At 71.1% G+C, this 23,003-nt stretch carries 18 protein-coding genes; 11 read left to right on the forward strand and 7 right to left on the reverse strand.

Annotation, left to right across the window (positions count from 1 at the left end):
* Positions 1–6: 6 nt before the first annotated feature.
* From F6B42_RS03930 to F6B42_RS03955, 6 genes are read right to left on the reverse strand one after another with little or no spacing between them, the layout of a single operon-like run.
* Entirely contained in the window at positions 7–2,676 is a 2,670-nt protein-coding gene (locus F6B42_RS03930; RefSeq protein ID WP_223878319.1) for an exo-rhamnogalacturonan lyase family protein, read from the reverse strand.
* Entirely contained in the window at positions 2,673–3,320 is a 648-nt protein-coding gene (locus F6B42_RS03935; RefSeq protein WP_150418262.1) for a DUF1961 family protein, read from the reverse strand. The genes F6B42_RS03930 and F6B42_RS03935 overlap by 4 nt, the downstream gene beginning before the upstream one ends.
* Positions 3,317–4,198: a carbohydrate ABC transporter permease gene (locus F6B42_RS03940; protein WP_150418263.1), complete on the reverse strand. Its 882-nt coding sequence runs from the start codon at positions 4,196–4,198 to the stop codon at positions 3,317–3,319. Before F6B42_RS03940 ends, F6B42_RS03935 begins: the two co-directional genes overlap by 4 nt.
* Positions 4,198–5,166, reverse strand: coding sequence for an ABC transporter permease (locus F6B42_RS03945; protein ID WP_150418264.1), 969 nt, complete (start codon positions 5,164–5,166; stop codon positions 4,198–4,200). Before F6B42_RS03945 ends, F6B42_RS03940 begins: the two co-directional genes overlap by 1 nt.
* A 57-nt stretch (positions 5,167–5,223) precedes the next feature.
* Positions 5,224–6,753 (reverse strand): extracellular solute-binding protein, encoded by a 1,530-nt coding sequence (locus tag F6B42_RS03950; RefSeq protein WP_150418265.1) that lies wholly within the window; start codon positions 6,751–6,753, stop codon positions 5,224–5,226.
* 43 nt (positions 6,754–6,796) lie between these two features.
* Positions 6,797–7,507 carry a YesL family protein gene (locus tag F6B42_RS03955; RefSeq protein WP_150418266.1) on the reverse strand — a complete coding sequence of 237 codons (711 nt, stop codon included), beginning with the start codon at positions 7,505–7,507 and terminating at the stop codon, positions 6,797–6,799.
* A 422-nt stretch (positions 7,508–7,929) separates the two neighbouring features.
* Here F6B42_RS03955 and F6B42_RS03960 point away from each other — a divergent pair, with 422 nt between their 5' ends.
* The 10 genes from F6B42_RS03960 (at position 7,930) to F6B42_RS04005 (ending at position 19,155) form a co-directional block, all read left to right on the forward strand.
* On the forward strand, positions 7,930–9,228 hold the full coding sequence (locus F6B42_RS03960; protein ID WP_150418267.1) for an ABC transporter substrate-binding protein: 1,299 nt from the start codon (positions 7,930–7,932) through the stop codon (positions 9,226–9,228).
* A 75-nt stretch (positions 9,229–9,303) separates the two neighbouring features.
* Positions 9,304–10,299 carry a carbohydrate ABC transporter permease gene (locus F6B42_RS03965; protein WP_150418268.1) on the forward strand — a complete coding sequence of 332 codons (996 nt, stop codon included), beginning with the start codon at positions 9,304–9,306 and terminating at the stop codon, positions 10,297–10,299.
* The gene (locus F6B42_RS03970) at positions 10,296–11,234 is read left to right on the forward strand and encodes a carbohydrate ABC transporter permease (protein WP_150418269.1); all 939 of its coding nucleotides are present in this window, start codon (positions 10,296–10,298) and stop codon (positions 11,232–11,234) included. The genes F6B42_RS03965 and F6B42_RS03970 overlap by 4 nt, the downstream gene beginning before the upstream one ends.
* 2 nt (positions 11,235–11,236) lie before the next feature.
* Positions 11,237–11,899: a DUF624 domain-containing protein gene (locus F6B42_RS03975; RefSeq protein ID WP_150418270.1), complete on the forward strand. Its 663-nt coding sequence runs from the start codon at positions 11,237–11,239 to the stop codon at positions 11,897–11,899.
* 72 nt (positions 11,900–11,971) lie between these two features.
* Entirely contained in the window at positions 11,972–13,495 is a 1,524-nt protein-coding gene (arfA, locus tag F6B42_RS03980) for an arabinosylfuranosidase ArfA (RefSeq protein ID WP_150418271.1), read from the forward strand.
* 232 nt (positions 13,496–13,727) lie between these two features.
* Complete coding sequence (locus F6B42_RS03985) at positions 13,728–14,855, forward strand: Gfo/Idh/MocA family protein (RefSeq protein ID WP_150418660.1); 1,128 nt, start codon at positions 13,728–13,730, stop codon at positions 14,853–14,855.
* Between the two features lie 18 nt (positions 14,856–14,873).
* Positions 14,874–16,076 carry a dihydrodipicolinate synthase family protein gene (locus tag F6B42_RS03990; protein WP_150418272.1) on the forward strand — a complete coding sequence of 401 codons (1,203 nt, stop codon included), beginning with the start codon at positions 14,874–14,876 and terminating at the stop codon, positions 16,074–16,076.
* Entirely contained in the window at positions 16,073–16,957 is an 885-nt protein-coding gene (locus F6B42_RS03995; protein WP_150418273.1) for a sugar phosphate isomerase/epimerase family protein, read from the forward strand. The genes F6B42_RS03990 and F6B42_RS03995 overlap by 4 nt, the downstream gene beginning before the upstream one ends.
* A gap of 9 nt (positions 16,958–16,966) precedes the next feature.
* Positions 16,967–18,013 (forward strand): LacI family DNA-binding transcriptional regulator, encoded by a 1,047-nt coding sequence (locus F6B42_RS04000; RefSeq protein ID WP_223878320.1) that lies wholly within the window; start codon positions 16,967–16,969, stop codon positions 18,011–18,013.
* Positions 18,010–19,155: a glycerate kinase gene (locus F6B42_RS04005; RefSeq protein ID WP_150418274.1), complete on the forward strand. Its 1,146-nt coding sequence runs from the start codon at positions 18,010–18,012 to the stop codon at positions 19,153–19,155. The genes F6B42_RS04000 and F6B42_RS04005 overlap by 4 nt, the downstream gene beginning before the upstream one ends.
* A 172-nt stretch (positions 19,156–19,327) precedes the next feature.
* On the opposite strand, the gene F6B42_RS04010 is transcribed toward F6B42_RS04005, so the two are convergent.
* Positions 19,328–21,109, reverse strand: coding sequence for a glycoside hydrolase family 35 protein (locus F6B42_RS04010; protein ID WP_150418275.1), 1,782 nt, complete (start codon positions 21,107–21,109; stop codon positions 19,328–19,330).
* 35 nt (positions 21,110–21,144) lie between these two features.
* Here F6B42_RS04010 and F6B42_RS04015 point away from each other — a divergent pair, with 35 nt between their 5' ends.
* Complete coding sequence (locus F6B42_RS04015) at positions 21,145–22,185, forward strand: Gfo/Idh/MocA family protein (RefSeq protein WP_223878321.1); 1,041 nt, start codon at positions 21,145–21,147, stop codon at positions 22,183–22,185.
* The last annotated feature ends 818 nt before the right edge of the window (positions 22,186–23,003 follow it).

Below are 23,003 nucleotides of genomic sequence, written 5' to 3' on the forward strand. Positions count from 1 at the left end.
CGCTCATCAAACGGGTTCGTCCTCGTCGCCGCCCCTCGGGAGCAGGTGACCGATCAGAGCGAGGTTCTGGATCGCGGCCAGACCGTACTGCGCCGCGTCGTTCGTCGAGATCGAGGGAACCTCGTCGACCGGGTTCAGCACGTGCGGGGGAAGCACCCGGGTGCGGCGGAGGTCGCGCCGGTGCAGGAGCCATTCGCCCATGCCCTCGAACGCCTGCCAGGCCAGGGCCGCGAGCGAGGCGTCGCCGGTGCGCGCTGCGGCGTGCGCCGCCAGACGGCTGTGCGCCTGCTCGAGGTGGATGCCGGTGAGCGGCCGGCCGACGGCCGCCTCCTGCTCGGCGGCCGTCGCGAGGTAGAGGCGGCAGTACTGCTCCCACGCCGACGCGAAGCCGGGCACCTCGACCAGATCGATGAGCTCGCTGCACACCTCCACGAGACCGAAGACCGCGCTCAGGTGCGACACCGCGACGCGATCCCGCCTCGTGTCGAAGCGGCCGGTGTCGAGGTCGTAGAGCGCCTCGCCCGTCAGGAACCCGTGCGGCAGCGCGCCGATGTCGGCCATCGTGCCGAGCAGGCGATCGCGCGACCAGGCATCGCCCGTGCGCTCCCAATCGGTCAGCCAGGTCGCGGCGAGCGCGCCCCAGTCGGTGCCGAGCCCGACGGCGAGCGCGCCGCGATCCGGTCGGTAGGTCGCGGCATCGGGTCGGACCTTCCGCGTCGGGTCGGTGTCGAGGAACCGCTCGTCGCTGTGACGCAGCTCGCGGAGCAGGTCGCCGACGCGCTCGTCCGCGGTCAGGTAGTGGAAGATGCGTCGGTAGATCGGACTGCTGATGCGCAGCTGCTTGGCGCTGCATCCCCAGTGCTGGACGTTGTGCCGTGACCCCAGTCCCGCCCAGCGTCCGAGATGGTAGACGTCGACCTCGCCGGTGTGCCGGGTCATCGCCTCGGCGAAGCGGAAGACGTCGGCTCGGCCCGTACGCAGGTAGGAGTACCAGAGCCAGAGGTCGGGGGAGAGCTCGCTGTTGTCCCAGGCGTAGCCGCCGACGTCGTAGCGCCACACGTGACGGTCGAGATCGTACGCGTGCATGACGTCGCCGTAGTTCCAGAAGCCGTACCACCGCCGCTGGTCGACCTGTCCGAGGTAGTGCTCGAGCAGGAAGTCGAGGCTGTCCTCGATCTCGGCGCGTGCCGGGGTCGATCGGTCGACCGGCGCCCAGTCGCCGAAGACGCCGGCCCCGTGCAGGTGCGCGGGAGTCGGCTGCAGCAGCGGCGGTCGCTGCAGCTGGACGACGTCGTCGGCGAGATCCGCGGTCGCGGGCGTGGCGCCGTAGCCGAACAGGGTGAGCTCGTGGGTGCGGGCGACGCCGTGAGCGTCGCCGAATCCCGGCTCGTAATCCTCGTAGGTGATCTCGAGCGCGTCGAGCTGGCTGGCGTAGTCGTCCTGCCCGAGGCCGTCGTGGTAGAACCGCATGTCCATCGGCGGCGCCTCGGGCGAGTGCAGCCAGGCGGTGACCGTCGCGCGGTCGCCCGTGGCTCCCCGCACGTCGAGCTGGCCGGGGTGCGACTGCCAGAACGAGCGCACGCCGACGCCGTATCCGCCGCCCGTGTCGGTGAGTGAGACCAAGCCGTCGGCCCGCGTGCCGGCGCCCGCGTCGATCCAGGCATGACCGGGGGCCGTGCGCTTGCGGATCGCGAAGCCGTCCGCGCTCAGCTGGGTCAGGGTCAGGTCGGCCCACGCCGGAACGAGGTGGAGCCGGTCGGCGACGGCGGGGTCCCAGGTGTCGAGCGGTGGGGTCGCGCGGCCCGCGATCTGGGCCGCGCGCACCTCGTGCCCCGGATCCCGCCGCAGCCCCGTCACTCCCCGGACCGCTTCGGCGAAGATGCCGCCGTCCGCGCCCGCGACGCGGACGTGGCGGTCGTGCAACGGGGCGCGCAGGGGCACCTCGGCCCGCAGGCCCAGCCCCGCCAGGAAGTCGCGCTCGGCTCGGCCGTCCCACACCACGCTGTGAACCAGGCGGAGGCGATCGGATCCGGCCGTGGCGACCACGCGGACGGTGAAGGGGAGCCACTCCCGGTCGCCAGCCGTCTGCCGGTGCACGCCCTCGACGCGCACCACCGCGCGCACGGGGCCCTCCTGCTCGACCTCGACCGCGCGGACGCGCGATCGGTAGCGATGCCGCGGCGCGGTCTCGCCGTCGTCGGCCCACTCGTGCTGGACGAGGCTCACCAGGTGGATGTGCTCGGCCACGACCGCGTCGCCCCGCCGCATCCGTCGGATGACCGCTGCGCCGTCGCCCGGCGCTCCCGGGAGATCGAACTCGATCTGGAGCGGACCGGTGTCGAGGGTCAGCTCGGCGGCGCCGCGTCGGACGTCGACCCGGATCGGATTCGCGGGAGCGGCGGAGTCGTCGACGACGATCTCGTAGTCGCCGGGCCGGTCGGTGGCGCCGAGGGCGGCACCCACCCATTTCAGGCTGCCGTCCGGCCAGGTCGCGAGCGGCCAGAACTGGGCGGCGACGAGACCACCGCCGACCTCGCTCAGGCGCAGCGCATCCGTCGAGGCGACGCGGCCGCGCGGCAGCGGCGAGCCCCACGTGACGCCGCCGGGCAGACGCGACGGCGCGACGTCGTCGAGCCAGCGGAGCGGAACGGTTGGTCGGGCGTCGGGCGTGGTCACAGCGTCCGAACCTCCAGGTTGCTGTAGCGGGCGGTGAGCGGCGCCATCTGGCGGAAGCCGATCCGGCCGCCGCCGACGGGGTGTCCGGTGTCGGCGGGGTCGGTCGCCGCGAAGAGGGTCAGTCCGTCGACGGCGAACTCGACGTGCGAGCCGTCCTTATGCACCTCGACCCGGTACGGCTCGGCGACGTCGCCGACCGAGGGAAGGGGGTCGGCGCCCTGGGCCACGAGATGGAACCCGGGGGCCTTCCGCAGGTTGCAGGTGTGGAGGGCGCGTTCGTCCGGCCACCGGCGGCGGAAGTACGACACGTGCAGGGCGCGCAGATCGCCCGAGTGGTACTCCGGGTAGGCCCCGGTCCGCGGGGCCGCATCGGCGTCGAAGATGCTCGCGCCGTCGACGGTGGTCGCGCCGAAGAAGATCATCGCGAGACCCGGTTCGGCGACGGGGGTGAAGTCCCACGAGATTTGGATGCCGTCGCCGAACTCCTCGGGGCACCACAGCGTCCAGTGGCCGTCGTCGTCGCCCCCCGATGACGAGAGCTCGACCCCCGTCGGCGTCTCGGCCACCGCGACGGGTCCCTCGCCGATCCAGTCGGCCAGATCCGCCGGTGAGCGCAGCGGGTTGCGGTAGAGCAGCCGGCTCATCCCTTGACCGAACCGATCAGCATCCCCTTCGCGAAGTGCTTCTGCAGGAAGGGGTAGAACAGCAGGATCGGCAGCGTGGCGACGACGATGACGGCGAACTTGATGCCCTGGGCGGGAGGCAGCTGGCTCGGGTCGGCCTCGACGATCGAGAGGTCGGTCGCGACCGTCACCTGGCGCAGGAACATCTGAAGCGTCCACATCGAGTTGTCGTTCAGATACAGCAGCGGCGACATGAAGTCGTTCCAGATGCCCACGGCGTAGAAGAGGGCGAAGGTCGCCAGTACGGGCTTGGACAGGGGGAGGATGACGCTCCACAGCGTCTGCAGCTCGTTCGCCCCGTCGATCTTCGCCGACTCCTCGAGCTCGGCGGGGAGCTGCTGGAAGAAGTTCTTGATGATGATGAGGCTGAACGGGTTGATCGCGAGCGGCAGGATCAGCGCCCAGTACGTGTTCAGCAGCCCGAGGTCCTTCACCATGAGGAACGTCGGGATCATGCCGCCCGAGAACACCATCGTGAACACGACGAGCGAGAGCATCAGGCGTCGCCCGGGCAGGTTGCTCTTGGAGAGCGGATAGGCCATCGAGGCCGTGAGCATGAGCTGGACGACCGTGCCGACCGCGGTGACGCAGATCGTCGTGATCATCGCGCGCAGGAACGCGGGGCTCGTGAGGATCGCCTCGTAGGCGCGGAGGCTGAAGGTCTCGGGCCAGACGAAGAACGCCCGCGTGGCGAGTTCGGACTCCGTCGCGAACGAGCCCGCCGTGACGTAGACGAACGGCAGGAGCGCCAGGAGGCCGAGCGCCGTGAGCATGACGACGTTGACGACGTCGAACACGCGGCCGCCGGGGGTGTTGAAGCGGTACTTCTCGCGAGCCATCAGAAGATCCCCGTCTGGTTGAAGCGGCGCGCGAGCCAGTTCGCTCCGAAGATCAGAACGACGCCGACGAGCGCTTTGAACAGGCCCACCGCGGTGCTGTAGCTGTAGCTGCCCTGCGTGATGCCCATGAAGTACACGTAGGTGTCGAACACGTCGGCGACCTGCCGGTTGAGCGAGTTCGTCATCAGGTAGATCTGCTCGAATCCGGTGTTCAGCACCTGACCCATCTGCAGCACGAGCATCACCACCACGGTCGGCATGATCGAGGGGAGCGTGATGTGCCACACCCGCTGGAACCGTCCGGCGCCGTCGATGATCGCCGCCTCGTACTGCTCCTGATCGACGCTGGCGAGGGCGGCGAGGAAGATGATCGTGCCCCATCCGGTGTTCTTCCAGATGTCCTGCAGCACGATGATCGGCCGGAACCACGCCGGGTCGGTGAGGAAGTTGATGTCGGTGCCGAGGACGCCGTTGATCGCCTGGAACAGCGGACCGATGTCGAGGGCGAACAGCAGGTACGTCAGCGAGGCCACGACCGTCCACGACAGGAAGTGGGGCACGTAGATCAGGGTCTGCACGGAACGCTTGACGAGGTTGATGCGCAGCTCGTTCAGGAGCAGCGCGACGACGATCGTCAGGGGGAACGCGATCACCAGGCTGAGCAGCGCCAGGATCAGCGTGTTCGCCAGCAGGCGCGGGAAGTCGGGACTCGCGAAGAAGCTCGCGAAGTGCTCCGTGCCGACCCACGGGCTGTCGGCGATCCCGAGGAAGGGGACGTAGTCCTTGAACGCGATGATCGCGCCGTACATCGGGCCGTAGCGGAACAGCGCGAAGTAGATGATGCCCGGCAGCAGCAGCAGGTACAGCCACTTGAACTGGGTGACGTGGACGCGCACGCCTCTGCGGCGTCTGCGCGGGGGCACGACGAGCGCCTCGGTGGCGGCGACCGTCCGATCGAGTACAGCCATGATTGATCCTGTTCCGCGACGGCGGGGGCGGATGCCGGAAGCACCCGCCCCCGGGCATCAGTCCGCCTGGGCGGCCAGCTCGTTGATCTCGGTGATGATCGTGTCGCCGCCGCTCGAGCGCCAGCGATCGATCGCCGACGTCAGCCCGGCGCGATCGATCTGGCCGGCGATGTACTGGATGCGCGCATCCGAGACGATCGTGTCGAGCTGCGCTCCCTGCGAGATGTAGGTGGGGGAGACGAAGGCCGCCGCGGGGTCGTAGACGGCCGACTCGAGGTCGGATGCCTCGATCGCGCGGCGCTTGTCGTACAGCTCCTGCTCGAACTCGCTCGCCTGCTTGGGCTGGTAGCCCTGGAAGCCCGTGACATTCATACCGAGCTGCGAGTAGCTGAGGACGGCATCCTTCAGCGTCTGCGGGGCGTCGTCGACGGGGACGGCGAGATCGCCGTCGAGCGTGTAGGTGACGCCCTCGATGCCGTTGTTGAGCACCGGACCCGCCTCGGCCGAGTTCAGCTTGTCGAGCACCTCGAGGACGGTCCGCAGCTGCTCCTCGGTGCGCACCTGGGCCTTGGGGATAGCGAGGAAGCCGCTGTACCCGGTGGTGGGGTGCGCGTGGAGCTCGCCGTCGGGACCGACGAGGTTGCCGGTGATGTCGACGTAGTTCGCGAACCCCTCGGGGTCGGACTCCTTGAACAGGCTGACCAGGACGCCCGCGCGGGAGTGGACGTCGATGATGATGCCGCCCTTGCCGTTGAGGAAGGGCTCGTTCCAGTTCGCCGAGTCGAACGTGGCGTAGTCGGGGTTCACGAGTCCCTCGTCGACGAGCCGCTTCTCGTAGTCGACCGCGTCGAGCCACTCGTCGGTGGTGAAGTTCGGCACGAGCTCGCCGCCGCGCTCGGTCCAGCGGTTGCCGGCGCCGTACCAGGTCTCGATCACGTCGTAGGGGCTGCTCGTACCGATCGCGCCGGGCCACTTCGGGATGATGAGCCCGTAGGTGTCGTCGGCGCCGTTGCCGTCGGGGTCCTGCTCGGTGAACGCCTTCGCGACCGCGTAGAGGTCCTCGGTGGTCTCGGGGGCCTCCAGCCCCAGGTTCTCGAGCCAGTCCTTGCGGATGATGACCGAGGCCCGCATGACGTCGCGGGCGCGGAAGATGCCGTAGACCTTGCCGTTCACGCTCGCGGCCCGCTGGACCTCGGGGAAGGTCGTGGACAGGTTCGGATAGTCGTCGAGGTAGTCGGTCAGGTCCCAGAAGGCGCCCGCCTCGGCGTTCCGGACGAAGCCGGGATCCTTGCCCTGGATCACCATCACGTGCGGAACGTCGTCGCCGGCCAGCGTGATGTTCGTCTTGTCGCCGTAAGAGGAGTTGGGCACCCAGTTGATGTCGAGTCCGACGCCGGCGATCTCCTCGAGCTTCTGCTGGATCTCGTTGTCGGCACTCGGGGCGTTCGTCACGAGATACGGCACCATCATCGACAGCGAGTCCAACGAGTCGGATGCCGCGTCGTCGGTGCCGGCCGAGCAGCCGGCGAGCGCGACGGCTCCGGCCGTCACGAGGGCCAGCGCGGCGAGGCGTGGGCGGTGTTGCATGATGAACTCCTTCGTTCGTCGGGGTGACATCGGCGGTTCGGGATCAGAGGGCGCGGGCCGGGGATGCCGCGGGCCGCGGGTCGGCGGCGGTGTGGGGGCGTCCCGCGGCGGAGCCGCTCTCACGGCGTTCGATCACGGCGCGGTCGTTGGCGGCGAAGAACGCGACGCACAGCGCCGTGCTGATCGAGAGCCAGGCGCCGATGGAGACGAACGGGATGAGGCCGGGCACGACGGCGCTCGCCGTCACGACGAGGGTGGCCGCCGCGGCCAGCAGAAGCGCGTGGGCGAGGTTGCGCAGCATCCATCGCGAAGCCGTCGGCAGATAGGCGCGCCGGGGCAGGTCGTAATGCACGTAGAGCGGCACGAGGATCGTCGTGACGATCGTGGCGATCGCCGCCGCTGTGACCAGAAGCACGTCGAGGGGCGATCCGAACGCGTCTCGCCGCACGGCGGCGACGCTCTGCAGCAGGAGGAGCGTCGCGACGATCAGCGCCGGCGTCACGACGATGTGGGCCCCGCGGAACTCCCGCCGCCAAGTGTCGGCGAACTCGCGCCAGACCGGGAACGATTCCCCGCGAAGACGACGACGCGTCACGTGCGCGGCGGCGACGCTCGCCGGCGCGGCGCCGAGCACGACGGCGCCCGCGAGCGTGAAGACGAGCCACAGGACGTTGAGCGTCATCGCCCACAGGATCCAGTCGCAGGCAGCGTGCAGGCGCAGGGCCCAGGTGCTGCCGGAGGCAGGAGCATTCATCGCCACTCTCTTCGTCGACGGGCGGAGCCTTCGACCGCGACATTGCCGGGAAGGCGTTTTCCGGCACAGTAGCCACCTCGTCGAAAGGGTGTCAACACGGCGCCCCGGCTCCGGCCAGAGCTGGCGGGACTCGCCCGCGGCGCGTCCGCGCCGCGTTCCTCGGCGGTCGAGCCGGGCCGCGGGGCGTCCGTCGACGGGCACGGCGGGGCGGGGTGAGGGTGGCAGACTGAGACCGGTAACAGCCCCGTCGCTCAGCGGGGAGTCACGGCTCGGAATCGGTTCGCGTCAGCTTCTTGCGAAACGTTTCATCGCGTAGTAGCGTGACCGGCAAGCGCTTTCCCATGAGGGCGCCTGCACCTGGACACACGGACAACGAACGTTCGCGGTTACCGACACGACGACGTTCGGCAGAGAGGACAACGATGTTCAACCGAAAGCGGGCACTGGCCGGAGTCGCCATCGCGACCGGCGCCGCTCTGGCACTGGCGGGCTGCGCGGGGGGCGACACCCCCGCCGGCGACGCGACCTTCGACCCGAACGAAGAGGTCACGCTGAACCTCGCGTTCTGGGGCAACGACGTCCGCGCGGGCCTCTACAACGAGGTGATCGCCGCGTTCGAAGAGGAATACCCGAACATCACGGTCAACTCCTCGTTCCTCGACTTCCCCGCCTTCTGGGAGCGTCGTCAGACCGAGGCCGCGGGCGGCAACCTGCCCGACGTCATGCAGTTCGACTACTCGTACCTGCGTCAGTACTCCGAGAACAACCTGCTGCTCGACCTCGACCCGTATCTCGACGGCATCATCGAGACCGAGCCGCTCGCGCAGAACATCCTCGACATCGGCAAGGTCGCGGACACGACCTACGCGATCCCGACCTCGACCAACGCGTGGGGCATGTACACCAACCCCGTCCTCCTCGAGCAGGCGGGCGTGGAGGAGTTCGCCGGCGGCAGCTGGGACGACTACTCCGACTGGATCGCGAGCGTCACCGAGGGTGCCGGCGGCCAGTTCTGGGGAGGCACGGACTACACCGGCCGTATCCAGAACTTCGAGCTGCAGCTGCGCGCCGAGGGCTCGTACCTCTTCAGCGAGGACGGCGAGCCCGGCTTCGACGAGGAGCGCCTGGCGCAGTTCTGGGAGGACGGCGCAGAGCTCCGCGACAGCGGAGCGGTCATCGGCCAGCAGCGCCTCGAAGAGAACCTGCCCCTCTCGGGCTTCGACAGCGCGCTCACCGCGAGCGAGCTGACGTGGGACAACTTCGGCGCCGGCTACCTCGGCAACCTGGGCGAGGCCTACCCGTCGCTCGGTCTCGTCGCCCCGCCGGTCACCGAGGAGGGCGCGAAGGACCTGTACCTGAAGCCGTCCATGCTCCACGCGGTCGCCGCGAACACCGAGCACCCCGAGGCTGCGGCCACGCTGGTGAACTACCTCATCAACTCGCCGAAGTCGGGCGAGGTCTTCGGCACGAACCGCGGGCTCCCGGCATCCTCGACCGCTCTCGAGGCGGCCGACCTCGACCCGCTGAGCCAGCAGATCGCCGACTACGAGGCATCCATCGAGGACCGCCTCGGCGACGCCCCGCCGGTCCCGATCGTCGGCTACGGCACCATCGAGGAGCAGTTCCGCACGCTCGGCACCGAGCTCGGCTTCGGCACCATCACGGTCGACGAGGCGGTCAGCCGCTTCTTCACCGAGATGGACGTCACCCTCAACCAGTAAGCACCCGCTCGGGGCTCGGTCGCAGCGCGACCGGGCCCCGAGCCACCCCCGCCACCCGAGCGATCCGGAGAACCAGTGAGTACGACAGCGACGAGAGTCATCGTCACCGGCAAGGAGCAGTCGCGCAGCTCCGTCCTGCGCAAGCGCCGGCCCGAGATCGCCCAGCGGCCGGGTCAGCGTCGCCGCGAGCGGCGCGAGACACTCGCGGGGTACGGGTTCCTCGTCCCGTGGCTGATCGGGTTCTTCGGGCTGACGCTCATCCCGATGGTCTACTCGCTGTACCTCTCGTTCACGCGGTACAACATCTTCCAGGCCCCGCGCTTCATCGGCCTCGACAACTACATCCGCCTGTTCACGCAGGACCCGCAGTTCATTCAGTCCGCGACCATCACCCTCATCTACGTGCTGGTGGGCACCCCGATCATGCTCGCCGCCGCCCTCGCGGTCGCGATGCTGCTCAACTACCGCGATCGCGGCGCGGCCTTCTTCCGCTCGGCCTTCTACGCCCCCTCGCTCATCGGCGCCTCGGTCTCGGTGGCGATCGTGTGGCGCGCGATGTTCGGCGGCGACGGACCGGTCGACAGCATCCTGAGCTCGGTCGGGATCAACATCGGCTCCTGGGTGGGAAATCCCAGCCTGGTCCTGCCCGCCATGATCATCCTGTCGGTGTGGCAGTTCGGCTCGACGATGGTCATCTTCCTCGCCGGCCTGAAGCAGGTCCCCAAGGAGCTCTACGAAGCGGCCGAGATGGACGGCGCGAATGCGATCCAGCGATTCCGCGCGGTGACCCTGCCGATGCTCTCGCCGGTCATCTTCTTCAACCTGCTGCTCGGCCTCATCGGCGCCTTCCAGGTCTTCGCCTCGGCGTACATCATCTCCAACGGCAGCGGCGGCCCCGCGGGCATGACGAACTTCATCACCCTGTACCTCTACAAGCGCGGCTTCGCCGACGGACAGTACGGCTATGCCGCGGCGATCGCCTGGGTGCTGCTGGTCGTCGTCGCGATCATCGCCGCCATCCTGTTCCGCACGCAAAGGAACTGGGTCCACTACTCGGGAGACAACCGATGAGCACCGCCAACGCCGCCCCCACCTCGCCCGGAGGGTCCACCCCGGTCCTCGCCCTGCAGCAGACGACCCCGATGCCACCGACGCGCCGGCCTCGCGTCAAGCGCAAGACCTGGCAGACGGTCATCTGGTTCGTCGTGCTGCTGGCCATCACCATCGTCGTGCTGTACCCGCTCGTGTGGCTGCTGTTCTCGACCTTCAAGCCGAACTCGGAGTTCGGCCAGAACGCCGGCCTCCTGCCGAACAGCCCGACGTTCGACAACTACCTGCGGGTGGCCGAGGGCATCGCCGGCATCCCCATGGCGCAGTTCTTCTGGAACTCGTTCGTGCTGGCCGCCCTCGCGGTCATCGGCACGGTGCTCTCGTCGGCTCTGGCGGCCTACGCCTTCGCCCGCGTGCAGTTCAAGGGGCTCGGCATCCTCTTCGCCGCGATGATCGGCACGCTGCTGCTGCCGTTCCACGTCGTGATCATCCCGCAGTACCTGCTCTTCAACCAGCTCGGCATGGTCGACACCTTCTGGCCGCTCGTGCTGCCGAAGTTCCTCGCGACCGAGGCGTTCTTCGTGTTCCTGCTCGTGCAGTTCATGCGTCAGATGCCGCGCGACATGGACGAGGCCGCCCGCATCGACGGCGCCGGCCACATCCGGGTCTTCTGGTCGATCATCCTGCCCCTGGTGCGGCCCGCACTCATCACCTGCGCGATCTTCGCCTTCATCTGGTCGTGGAACGACTTCCTCGGTCCGCTCATCTACCTGACGAGCCCCGACAACTACCCGCTCCCGATCGCGCTGCGTCTCTACAACGACCAGACCTCGACGAGCGACTACGGTGCGACCGTGACCGCCTCGTTCGTGGCGCTGCTGCCGATCCTGATCTTCTTCATCGTGTTCCAGCGCTTCCTCGTCAACGGCGTCGCGACGCAGGGTCTGAAGGGATGACGATGACCTCGCCGCGTTCGGAGCGTCGGGCGGCCCGTGCCGCCCGGCGCGCCGACGCCGACGGCAGCGGGCCCACGCTCGGCGATACGCCGCGCCTGCGCAACCCGGGTGCCGCCGGAGCGTTCGCGCTCTTCGGCGAGGTCCTCCTCGTGGGGCTCCTCGTGAGCCTCGTCTCGCTCCCCGTCCTCACCCTGCCGGCTGCGCTCGCGGCGGGCGTGCGCCACCTCCGTCGCTACATCGCCGCGGACGACTCGCGCGTCCGGTTCTTCTGGCAGGACGTGCGGGCGGCCCTGCTCCCCGGACTCGTCGTCGGCCTCGCCGCCGCCGTGGCGACGGTCGTGCTCCTCATCGACATCGACCTCGCCCGCTCGGGCTTCCTCCCCGGCGGACCGGTCGTCGGCGCGATCGGGTGGGTCGGGCTCGCGGCCGTCGCCGTCTCGCTCCTTTTCGCCGCCTCGCTGTGGAGTCCGGACCTCGGCTGGCGCGGCGCGATCCGCGCCATCCCCGAGGCCGTCCGCGGCGACATCGCCGGCGCGTTCTACCTGCTCGCCGCGGCGGGCTTCGTCGTCGTCGTCACGTGGATGCTGCCGCCCCTGTTCGTGGCGGGCATCGGCTGCGCGGTGCTGGCCGTCGTCTCGATCCCGTCGCGTCCCCGCCGTCGCTGACGGCATTTCCCGTTCATCCGCCGCCGCTGGATCTCCGTATCGGCGCGGCGCACCATCCCCGCTGAGAGCCGCATGTCCCACGCCACCGCGATCCTCGATCCCCGCCTCGCCGTTTCCGACATCGATCGCCGCATCTTCGGCGGCTTCGTCGAGCACCTGGGGCGCCACATCTACGACGGCATCCACGAGCCGGCGCACCCGACCGCCGACGCCGACGGCTTCCGCGCCGACGTCGTCGAGCTCGTCCGCGAGCTCGGGGTCTCCAGCATCCGCTACCCCGGTGGCAACTTCGTCTCGAACTACCGCTGGGAGGACGGCATCGGGCCCCGCGACGAACGCCCCCGTCGCCTCGACCTCGCCTGGCACTCGACCGAGACGAACGAGGTCGGCCTGCACGAGTTCGCCCGCTGGCTCGAGCTCGTCGGCAGCGAGCTCATGCTCGCCGTGAACCTCGGCACCCGCGGCACGGCCGAAGCGCTCGACCTGCTCGAGTACGCCAACGCCGATGCCGACACGACCTGGACGCGCCAGCGCGCGGCGAACGGCCGCCCCGCTCCGTTCGGGGTGGGCATGTGGTGCCTCGGCAACGAGATGGACGGTCCCTGGCAGGTCGGGCATCGGAACGCCGACGACTACGGCAAGCTCGCATCGCAGACCGCGAAGGCGATGCGGATGCTGGATCCCGGCATCGAGCTCGTCGTCTGCGGATCGTCGAGCAGCGGCATGCCGACCTTCGGCTCGTGGGAGCGCACGGTCCTCGAGCACACGTTCGACGACGTCGACTTCATCTCGTGCCACTCCTATTACCAGGAGCGTTTCGGCGATGCGCAGGAGTTCCTCGCGTCGGGTGTGGACATGTCGCGCTTCATCGCCTCGGTCGTCTCGATCGCCGATGCGGTGGCTGCGACGAAGAAGAGCGACAAGCGCATCATGATCTCGTTCGACGAGTGGAACGTCTGGTACCTCCACAACGACGAGGGCGGGCAGGACGACAAGCCGCTCGAGCCGGGCTGGCCCGTCGCGCCGCGCCTGCTCGAGGATCAGTACAACGCGATGGACGCGGTCGTCTTCGGCGACCTGCTCATCACGCTGCTCCAGCACAGCGACCGCGTGCGCTCGGCGTCGCTCGCGCAGCTCGTCAACGTCATCGCGCCGATCATGACCGAGCCCGGCGGTCCCGCCTGGCGTCAGACGACCTTCTTCCCGTTCTCGCTGACCTCGCGCCTCGCGGGGGAGCGCGCGATCCGGGTGCCCGTCGAGTCGGGCACGTTCACGAGCGAGCGCTTCGGCGAGGTCGCCACGGTGAACGCCGTCGCGACCCTCGACGACGATGGCGTGACGCTGTTCGTCGTGAACCGGTCGACGACGGATGCCGAGAGCCTCCGCGTCGACGTCGCGGCGGTCGCGGCATCCTTCGGTCGCGATCTCGGGATCGTCGAGACCCATCTGCTGCACGACGACGACCGTTACGCGGCCAACACGCTCGCGGACCCGGAGCGCGTGGGCGTGGTGCCGGTGCCCGACGCGCAGGTGGTCGACGGTTCGCTGCAGCTCTCGCTGCCGCCGATCTCGTGGGCGGCCGTGCGCCTGGCCTGACCTCTACGGCGGCGCCTCGGCCGGGAATCGCACAGCCGATTCGGGCCGATTCGCCCCTTCTCGCCGATCGACGGTTGCGCTGGCGAGCCGCTGCGACCTACAGTATGGAAAGCGCTTACCCGCACGGATGTGGGAGGCACGAACAGAAGGACAACACGTGTCAGAGACGACCACCCTCAGCCCCGCGCCGGCCACGGCGACCGCCCCGCAGGTCCGCGAGATCGGCATCATCATGAACGGCGTCTCCGGACGCATGGGCTACCGCCAGCACCTGGTGCGCTCGATCCTCGCGATCCGCGACCAGGGCGGCATCGAGCTCGCCGACGGGACCAAGGTCACCGTGAAGCCGCTGCTCGTCGGCCGCAGCGAGGCGAAGCTCGCCGAGCTCGCCGCCCGTCACGGCATCGAGGACTACACCACCGACCTCGACGCGGCCCTCGCCGACCCGCGCTGGGAGATCTACGCCGACTTCCTCGTCACGAAGGCGCGCGCCACCGCGCTGCGGAAGGCCATCGCGGCCGGCAAGACCATCTACACCGAGAAGCCGACCGCCGAGTCGGTCGAGGAGGCGCTCGAGCTCGCGAAGCTCGCCGCCGAGGCGGGCGTGAAGACGGGCGTCGTGCACGACAAGCTCTACCTGCCGGGCCTTCAGAAGCTCAAGCGCCTCATCGACTCGGGCTTCTTCGGCCGCATCCTCTCGGTGCGCGGCGAGTTCGGCTACTGGGTCTTCGAGGGCGACTGGCAGCCGGCGCAGCGTCCTTCGTGGAACTACCGGGCCGAGGACGGCGGCGGCATCATCGTCGACATGTTCCCGCACTGGAACTACGTGCTCGAGAACCTCTTCGGCGAGGTCAAGAGCGTCTATGCCCAGGCGGCCGTGCACATCGCCGACCGCTGGGACGAGAACGGCGAGCACTACACCGCCACCGCCGAGGACGCCGCGTACGGCGTGTTCGAGCTCGAAGGCGACATCGTCGCCCAGATCAACTCCTCGTGGACCGTCCGCGTCAACCGCGACGAGCTCGTCGAGTTCCACGTCGACGGCACGCACGGCTCGGCCGTCGTGGGTCTGTTCGGTGCGAAGATCCAGCCGCGCAACGCCACGCCGAAGCCGGTCTGGAACCCCGACCTCGAAGACGGCCACGACTACGACGCCGACTGGCAGAACGTCCCCACGAACGACGTGTTCCTGAACGGGTTCCGTCAGCAGTGGGAGGAGTTCCTCGCCTCCTACGTCACCGACACCCCGTACGAGTTCGACCTCCTCGCCGGCGCGCGCGGCGTCCAGCTCGCCGAGGCCGGTCTGCAGTCGAGCCGCGAAGGCCGCAAGGTCACGCTGCCCTCGCTCGACCTGCGCTGACCCGATCGGAGCACCGAGATGACCGAGCTGACCCTCCTCGGCGCCGATGGCGCCGTGACCCGCACCCCGCTGCAGGAGGCACCCGCCTTCGCGAAGCCGACGGCGCCGCTGCGCAGCCGTGTGGCCTACGCCGCGGCGCACGTCGTGCCCGTGACCTCGGCCGACAACACGCCCGGGCAGCCCGCGCAGGTGGACTGGGACGCGACCCTCGGCTTCCGCCGCGCGGTCTACTCCTGGGGCCTCGGCGTCGCGGACGCGATGGACACCGCGCAGCGGAACATGGGGCTCGATGCCGCCGCCACCCGCGAGCTGATCTCGCGTTCGGCGGAGGTTGCGCGCGAGGAGGGCGGCTCGGTCGTCGTCGGCGTCAACACCGATCACCTCGAGGCCGAACGCGTCTCGCTCGACGAGGTCGTGGACGCCTACAAGGAGCAGCTGCACTTCACGGAGGAGCAGGGTGCCGGTCCCGTCCTCATGGCGTCGCGCCACCTGGCCCGGGCGGCCGAGACGGCGGAGGACTACCGCCGCGTCTACCGCGAGGTTCTCGGCGCGGCATCCGGGCCCGTCGTCCTGCACTGGCTCGGCACCGCGTTCGACCCCACGCTCGAGGGCTACTTCGGGTCGACCGACTGGCGCGCGGCATCCGAGGTTCTGCTCGAGGTCATCGGCGAGAACACCGACAAGGTCGCGGGCGTCAAGATGAGCCTGCTGGATGCCGCCTCGGAGGTCTCGGTGCGCGAGCGCCTGCCCGAGAGCGTCCGCATGTTCACCGGCGACGACTTCAACTACGTCGGGCTCATCGGCGGCGCCGACGTGCCGCAGGCGCGCCAGCCCGAGCGCGACGCCGCATCGCGCCGTCAGCATTCCGACGCGCTGCTGGGCGCGTTCGCCGCGATCACCCCGGTCGCCTCGGCGGCCATCCAGGCGCTGGATGCCGGCGACGCCGACCGGTACCTCGAGATCCTCGAGCCGACCGAGGAGCTCAGCCGGCAGGTCTTCGCCGCCCCGACGTTCTACTACAAGACCGGTGTCGCGTTCCTGTCGTGGCTGAACGGCCACCAGGCGGCCTTCCAGATGGTCGGCGGCCTGCACTCGGCGCGGAGCCTTCCGCACCTCTCGCGCATCGTCGAGCTGGCGAACGCCTCCCGCGCGCTGGAGCAGCCCGAGCTCGCCGCAGACCGCTGGCACGCGATGCTCCGTCTGAACGGCGTCACCGCGTGAGCGTCGACCCGCGCCTGTCGATCAATCAGGCCACCATCAAGTACGCCGACCTCGCCACCGCGCTGCGGGTGACGGCCGACGCCGGCGTGGCGGCCATCGGTCTCTGGCGCGAGCCGGTGCAGGAGGTCGGTCTGGCGACGGCGGCCACCATGCTCGCCGACTCGGGACTGCGGTTCACCACGCACTGCCGCGGCGGCTTCTTCACGATGCCCGAGGGCCCCGCCCGTCGCGCCTCGATCGACGACAACCGCGTCGCGATCGAGGAGACCGCGGCCCTCGCGGCCGCCGGCGCGCCCGGCTCGACGGCGATCCTCGTGCTCGTCGCGGGCGGCCTCGTCGACGGGTCGCGCGACATCGTGGGCGCGCGGGAGCGCGTGCGCGACGCGATCGGCGAGCTGGCGCCCGAGGCGCAGGCCGCCGGGGTCACCCTGGCGATCGAGCCGCTGCATCCCATGTTCGCGTCCGACCGCTGCGTCGTCTCGACCCTCGGCCAGGCCCTCGACATCGCGGCGGACTTCGCGCCCGAGGTCGTCGGCGCGACCGTCGACACGTTCCACATCTTCTGGGATCCCGACGTGCTGAGCTCGATCGAGCGGGCCGGACGCGAGCGCCGCATCGCGACCTACCAGGTGTGCGACTGGAAGACGCCGCTCCCCGCCGACGTGCTGCTCAGCCGGCACTACCCGGGCGAGGGCGTCATCGATTTCGCGTCGCTGACGCGCGCCGTCGTCGAGACCGGCTACGACCGCGACATCGAGGTCGAGCTGTTCAACGCCGACATCTGGGCGACCGATCACGCGGAGGTCGTCCGCCGCACGGCCGAGTCGTTCGGAGCGGCCGTCTCGCCGCACCTCGCGGTCTCGGGCGCCCGCACCGCCTAGACTCGCGTCGTGGGACAGACGGGGTTGTCGTCGCGTGGGTCGGCCACGCTGCATGATGTGGCGCGCGAGGCGGGAGTGTCGCTGGCGACCGCGTCGCGCGTGCTGAACGGCTCGACGCGCAAGGTCGCCGAGGCGTACCGGGAGCGGGTCGAGCACGCCGCGAAACGCCTCGGCTACACCGCGAACCTCTCGGCGCAGGCGACGGCGCGCGGCACGTCCGCGATCGTGGCGCTGCTGGTGGCCGACATCGCCGACCCGTACTTCGGCAAGATCGCCTCGGGCGTCGCGCGCGGCGCGGACGAGGCGGGCCTCGTCGTCACGGTCGCGATCACCGAGCGCGACCCGGCGCGCGAGCTCCGGCTGGTCCGCGCTCTCCGCGGTCAGCGGCCGCGGGGACTCATCCTCGCGGCATCCCGCACGGCAAACGAGATCGGCCCCGAGCTGGCCGACGAGCTCGACCTCATCGCCGCGTCCGGCGGCACCGTCGTCGCGCTCGGCGACGGTGCGCCGGGCGTCCGGACTGTGACGATCGACAATCGCGGCGGCGCCCGGGCCCTCGGCGCGGCGCTCGCCGAGCGCGGCTATCGCGACGCGATCGTCCTCGCGGCCGCCGAGGGAGTCGTCACGAGCGATGACCGTCTCGCCGGCTTCGCCGAGGGCTTCGCCTCGGGCGGCGGAGCCGAGCCCCGCGTGTATCGCGGCGGCTTCAGCCGAGAGGCGGGCGGTGAGTCGATGACGCGGGCGCTGGCCGACGGCATCGCACCGGGCACCGTCGTCTTCGGCATCAGCGACGTCGTCGCGATCGGCGCGCTCACGGCGCTGCGGCTGGCGGGCCGCGAGCCGGCCGGCGACATCGCCCTCGCGGGATTCGACGACATCCCGACCAGCCGCGACGTCAGCCCCACCCTCACGACCGTCCGCGTCCCGCTCGAGGAGGTCGGCTACCGCGCGCTCCGCGAGACGGTGAACGGCGGTGTCGACTCCGGCGACGGGGCGGATGCGGCATCCCTCGCACTCGAGGTCGTGCTGCGCGACAGCACGCCGGTGCGCGCGTGAGCCGTCGGATCGTCGTCGCGATCGACAGCCTCAAGGGATCGATCTCGGCCGCCGACGCCGCCGCAGCCCTCGCGGCCGGCTGGACCGAGGCGGCGCCGGCGGACACCATCGACCTGCGCCCGATGGCCGACGGCGGCGAGGGGACGGTCGACGCCTTCGCGGCGGCAGTGCCCGGCTCGCAGCGGATGCCGGTGACGGTGACCGGTCCGGACGGTGCCGAGGTCGCGGCATCCTGGCTCCTGCTGCCGCCGACGCGCGACGCACCCGCGGGCACCGCCGTGATCGAGCTGGCCTCGACCTCGGGCATCGAGCTGCTCGGCGATCGCCGACACGGCCTCGACGCCGACACGACGGGCTTCGGTCAGGCGATCGCGGCGGCGTTGGACGCCGGTGTGTCACGTCTCGTGCTCGGCATCGGCTCGAGCGCGTCGACCGACGGCGGGGTCGGGATGCTGCGTGCCCTCGGTGCGCGGGTCACCGACGGCGCCGGCGTGGACATCGCGCCCGGAGCCCGTGGGCTCTCGGAAGTCGTGAGCGTCGATCTGAGCGGCGTGCGACCTTTGCCCGACGGAGGCGCCGTCGTGCTCTCGGACGTGTCGAACCCGCTGCTCGGCGCCGCCGGTGCGGCCGCGGTCTTCGGGCCGCAGAAGGGGCTCGACAAGGCAGGCGTCGAACGCGCCGATGCCGGCCTCGCGCGCCTCGTGCGGGCGGCATCGGAGGCCGGCCTCGCAGCACGCGCAGCGGCGGAGTCGGCGGGCGCGGGGGCCGCCGGCGGCACCGGCTTCGGCCTGCTGCTGTGGGGCGCCCGGCTGACGCCGGGAGCGCCCGAGGTCGCCGCGCTCATCGGCCTGGCCGACGCGATCGCGGGGGCCGATGCCGTCGTGACCGGCGAGGGATCCTTCGACGGTCAGTCCGCCGCGGGCAAGGTTCCCTCGTTCGTCTCGGGCGCGGCTCGGGATGCCGGTGTGCCGGCCGCGCTGGTGGCGGGACGCATCGCGAGCGATGCCGACGTCTCGGCGTTCGCGGCATCCGCATCGCTCACCGGGCTCGCCGGCAGCCCGCAGGCCTCGCTCGCCGAGCCCGCGCGCTGGCTGCGCGCCGCCGGCACCGCGCTCGCGGAGTCGTCCGCCCTCACACGCTGAGCTCCGCGGCTGGATGACCGCGCGAGCTGAAACCTTCGCGCGGGGCCGGCGGTGAAGGTGGCGCTATCGGTGCTTTCCGCGGCTGGATAGGCGCGCGAGCTGACACCTTCGTGCGGGGGTGGCGCCGGGCGAGCCGACACCGGCGTGCGCGGGAGGCGGCCGTGAGCGGCGGTCACTCCTCGCGGGGGCCCAGCAGCGGCGCCTCGACGAAGCGCGCGACGGCGGGGGCGGGCTGCTCGAGCTCGATCACCGTGATGCGGTTCCCGCCCGCGCGGGTTGCGGGCCCGGGGACGTACAGGGTCCGCTGCGGCCCGTTCGACCAGTAGCGCCCCAGCAGCAGGTCGTTCACCACGACGTACCCCTTGCCCCAGCCGGCGGTGTCGACGAACAGGTCCGCGGGCCGGTCGAGCGCGAATTCCCCCGTCCGCACCGTCAGCTCGGGAGCGGATGCCGCGGCCTCCAACGCCACCGGCGTCGCCCGCCAGCCGCCCAGCTCCCGACCGTCGATCGCGACAGGGCCGATCAGGCCCTTCGCCTCGCCCAACCGCACGTCGTAGTTCACGCGCCCCTGCTCCTCGACGAGCACGCTCAGGCGCGACCCCGCGGGCAGCCGCACCGAGCGCTCGTGGCGCGTGCGCGACATCGCGCCCACGCGCACGCCGTCGACCGAGACCCAGGCGTGATCGCGCACCTCCGCGACCGTCAGCTCGCCGCCGGCGAACCCGTCGGGCAGGTCGGTCTCGTAGCGCAGCAGCGCGCCGAGGTGACCCACCTCCTCGAACGTCGGCGGCTGCGGCGACGCGGCCGAGGGCGCCGCGCCCGTACCCACGGCACCCTCGGCCGAGGACCCGATGCCGCCCGGCGCCGATCCGCCCGGCGCCGATCCGCCCGGCGCCGACCCGACCGGCACCGACCCGAGCGCGACCTCGAACACCGGCGCGGGCGCAGCAGCCGCCGGCCGCTCGTCGGGCACCGGTGCGTACCGCGCGATGACCTCGCGGAACGCTTCGAACTTCGCGGTCGGATCGCCCGCCTCGTCGAGCGGCGCGTCGTAGTCGTAGGAGGTCGTGATCGGCAGGTAGCGGCCCTTGTCGTTCGCGCCGTTGGTCAGTCCGAAGTTCGTCCCGCCGTGCACCATGTAGATGTTGACGGACGCGCCCGCCGCGAGCAGCGCGTCGAGCTCCGCGGCCGCGGTGATCGCATCGGTGGTGTGGTGGACGCCGCCCCACCAGTCGAACCAGCCGTCCCAGAACTCCGAGCACATGAGCGGTCCGGTGGGCTGGAAGCGGCGCAGCGTCTCGAGGCGCTCGGCCGCGCGCGACCCGAACGAACCCGTCGTGTGCAGCTCCGGCAGGGTGCCGGCGGCGAGCATCCCGGGCTCGGGCTGGTCGACGGTCGTCAGCGGCACGGTGATGCCGGCGTCGCGAGTGATCCGGACGAGTTCGGCGAGGTAGGCGGCATCCGACCCGTAGGCGCCGTACTCGTTCTCGATCTGCACGAGCACGACGTTGCCGCCGCGATCGATCTGCCGCGGGGCGACGATGTCGTAGACGCGGCGGAGGTAGACCTCGAGCGCCTCGAGGTAGGCGGCGTCGGAGCGGCGGAGGGCGATGCCCGGCGTGCTCGTGAGCCAGACCGGGAGGCCGCCGTTGTGCCACTCGGCGCAGATGTAGGGTCCGGGCCGGACGATCGCGTGCATCCCCTCGGCGGCCACGAGATCGAGGAAGGCGCCGAGGTCGATCGCCCCGGTCGCATCCCATTCGCCGCGCACCGGCTCGTGCGCGTTCCAGGCGACGTAGGTCTCGATCGTGTTGAGGCCCATCAGCCGGGCCTTGCGGATGCGGTCGGCCCAGTGGCCGGGGTGGATCCGGAAGTAGTGCAGCGCACCGGAGATGACGCGGTGCGGCCGTCCGTCGAGGAGGAAGTCGGTGTCGCCGATGGCGAAGGTGCTCATGAAGACCTTTCGGAGCTGCTGGTACGGTCGGTCGGGTGCAGACAGTGGGGTGGGCGATTCTCGGCCCGGGGCAGATCGCGCAGAGCTTCGCCGAGGGTCTCGCCGCGTCGCGGACCGGGCGCCTCGCTGCGGTGGGGAGCTCGGATGCCGCGCGCGCCCGCGCCTTCGCGGAGCGTTTCGCCCCCGGTAACAGCACCGGAAACACCGACGGGGCGTTCGCGGGGCACTACGACGCGGTGCTCGGCCGTGACGACGTCGATGCCGTCTACATCGGCACCGTCCACCCCGCCCACGCGGCGCTCGCCGAGGCCGCGCTGCGCGCGGGGAAGGCGGTGCTCTGCGAGAAGCCCCTCACGCCCACTGCGGCCGAGACCGATCGGCTCCTCGCCGTCGCGGCCGACGCCGGCCGACCGCTCGTGGAGGCGTACAAGAACCGCTTCTCGCCGTTCGCGCGTGAACTCGACGCGCTCGTGGGCGCCGGAGCCGTGGGTGCGCCCCGCCGGCTGACGGCCTCCTTCGGCTTCGCATCCGATGAGCGCGCCGGGCGCCTGTTCGATCCGGAGCTCGCCGGGGGAGCGCTGCTCGACGTCGGCTGCTATCCGCTGTCGCTCGCGGTGCAGATCGCGGCCGCCGCGGGCGTCGATCCGGCCGCGCTCCGGGTCGTCGAGGCGGACGGACGCATCGGACCGACCGGCGTCGACGAGGACGCGCGGGCGGTGGTCGCAGCCGAGGGGTTCGAGGCCCACCTCTCGACGTCGATCCGTTCGACGCTGCCGCGCTCGGCCGAGATCGTCGGCACCGCCGGCACGATCGACCTGCCCGACGCGTGGGGCTCGCGCAGCGCGTCGGCGTCGACGATCCTCGTGCGCCGCGCCGACGCGTCCGGCGGGGGAACGGCGGAGCGCACACCGCGGGAGCACACGACCGCGGTCGTCCACCCCTTCGCCGCCGAGGCCGACGCCGTCGCACGGCTGCTCGACACGGACGCGTGCGAGGCGCGCGAGCTGCCGTGGGCGCACAGTCGCGCGATCGCGGGACTGCTCGACGCGTGGGCCGCGGCGCTCCGCGCCGCCTGACTCACCCACCCGAGCGGCGCGGGATCGGAGCGGGTTCGGGCCGGTGGACACCGCGCGGCCGGTAGCCGAGCCCGTCGGCCACGCCGAGCAGATCGGCCAGGTACCAGACGATCGCGAGCCACATCTCGGTGCCCTGGAGCCCCGGATCGTCGCCCGCGAGGCGGAATGCCATGCCGGCGCCGGCGTGCCAGCCGTCGAGGGCGTGATCCAACAGGTCGGCCGCGACGGCGCCGACCTCGTCGGCGCGGTAGCCGCTCGCCCGCGTCAGCCACAGCGGGTGCGCGACGTCGAGGACGTTGCACGCGTCGAGCCGGTCGGGAGCGAACCAGCGGTCGTCGCGCACGTGGCGGAGCACCGTGTCGACGACGGCCTCCGGGTAGGGGACCGGCAGCCCGTGCTGCGCGAGCGTGCCGCGCGAGGCGCGGTAGAACCCGTTCACGAGCAGTCGCAGTCCGGCGTCGGCCGATGCCGCGCCCCACATGCCCGTGCCCGGATCGGCGTGCGTGAGCAGCCATCCGAACAGCGCCGCCTCGACCCCGGGGGCGAGGGCGTCGCCGCGCCGCTTCGCCCACAGCAGCGCGGTGCCGAGCGCATCGACGTCGGCGCCCGCGTGCCACGGGTCGGTGTCCCACGGCAGGGCGTCGAGGCGGGCGATGACGGATTTCGCCGTAGCCGCCGTGACGAGCCCGACGGGATGCCGGAAGCCCGCGCCGAGCAGGTCGAGCGCGTAGCCGGTGGTCAGCACGTGGTACGCCGCGTCGGGATCGTCCCAGCCCGCGGCGGCCGCCGCGTCGGATGATCCGGGAGACGGCAGCGGC

The organism is Microbacterium radiodurans (genome assembly GCF_008710705.1).
GTDB lineage: Bacteria > Actinomycetota > Actinomycetes > Actinomycetales > Microbacteriaceae > Microbacterium > Microbacterium radiodurans.

Coding starts and splice junctions, on each gene's coding strand:
- F6B42_RS03935 (WP_150418262.1), bottom strand. CDS start 3,320: ATGAGCCGGCTGCTCTACCGCAACCCGCTGCGCTCACCGGCGGATCTG.
- F6B42_RS03940 (WP_150418263.1), bottom strand. CDS start 4,198: ATGGCTCGCGAGAAGTACCGCTTCAACACCCCCGGCGGCCGCGTGTTC.
- F6B42_RS03945 (WP_150418264.1), bottom strand. CDS start 5,166: ATGGCTGTACTCGATCGGACGGTCGCCGCCACCGAGGCGCTCGTCGTG.
- F6B42_RS03950 (WP_150418265.1), bottom strand. CDS start 6,753: ATGCAACACCGCCCACGCCTCGCCGCGCTGGCCCTCGTGACGGCCGGA.
- F6B42_RS03955 (WP_150418266.1), bottom strand. CDS start 7,507: ATGAATGCTCCTGCCTCCGGCAGCACCTGGGCCCTGCGCCTGCACGCT.
- F6B42_RS03960 (WP_150418267.1), top strand. CDS start 7,930: ATGTTCAACCGAAAGCGGGCACTGGCCGGAGTCGCCATCGCGACCGGC.
- F6B42_RS03970 (WP_150418269.1), top strand. CDS start 10,296: ATGAGCACCGCCAACGCCGCCCCCACCTCGCCCGGAGGGTCCACCCCG.
- F6B42_RS03975 (WP_150418270.1), top strand. CDS start 11,237: ATGACCTCGCCGCGTTCGGAGCGTCGGGCGGCCCGTGCCGCCCGGCGC.
- arfA (WP_150418271.1), top strand. CDS start 11,972: ATGTCCCACGCCACCGCGATCCTCGATCCCCGCCTCGCCGTTTCCGAC.
- F6B42_RS03985 (WP_150418660.1), top strand. CDS start 13,728: ATGAACGGCGTCTCCGGACGCATGGGCTACCGCCAGCACCTGGTGCGC.
- F6B42_RS03990 (WP_150418272.1), top strand. CDS start 14,874: ATGACCGAGCTGACCCTCCTCGGCGCCGATGGCGCCGTGACCCGCACC.
- F6B42_RS04010 (WP_150418275.1), bottom strand. CDS start 21,109: ATGAGCACCTTCGCCATCGGCGACACCGACTTCCTCCTCGACGGACGG.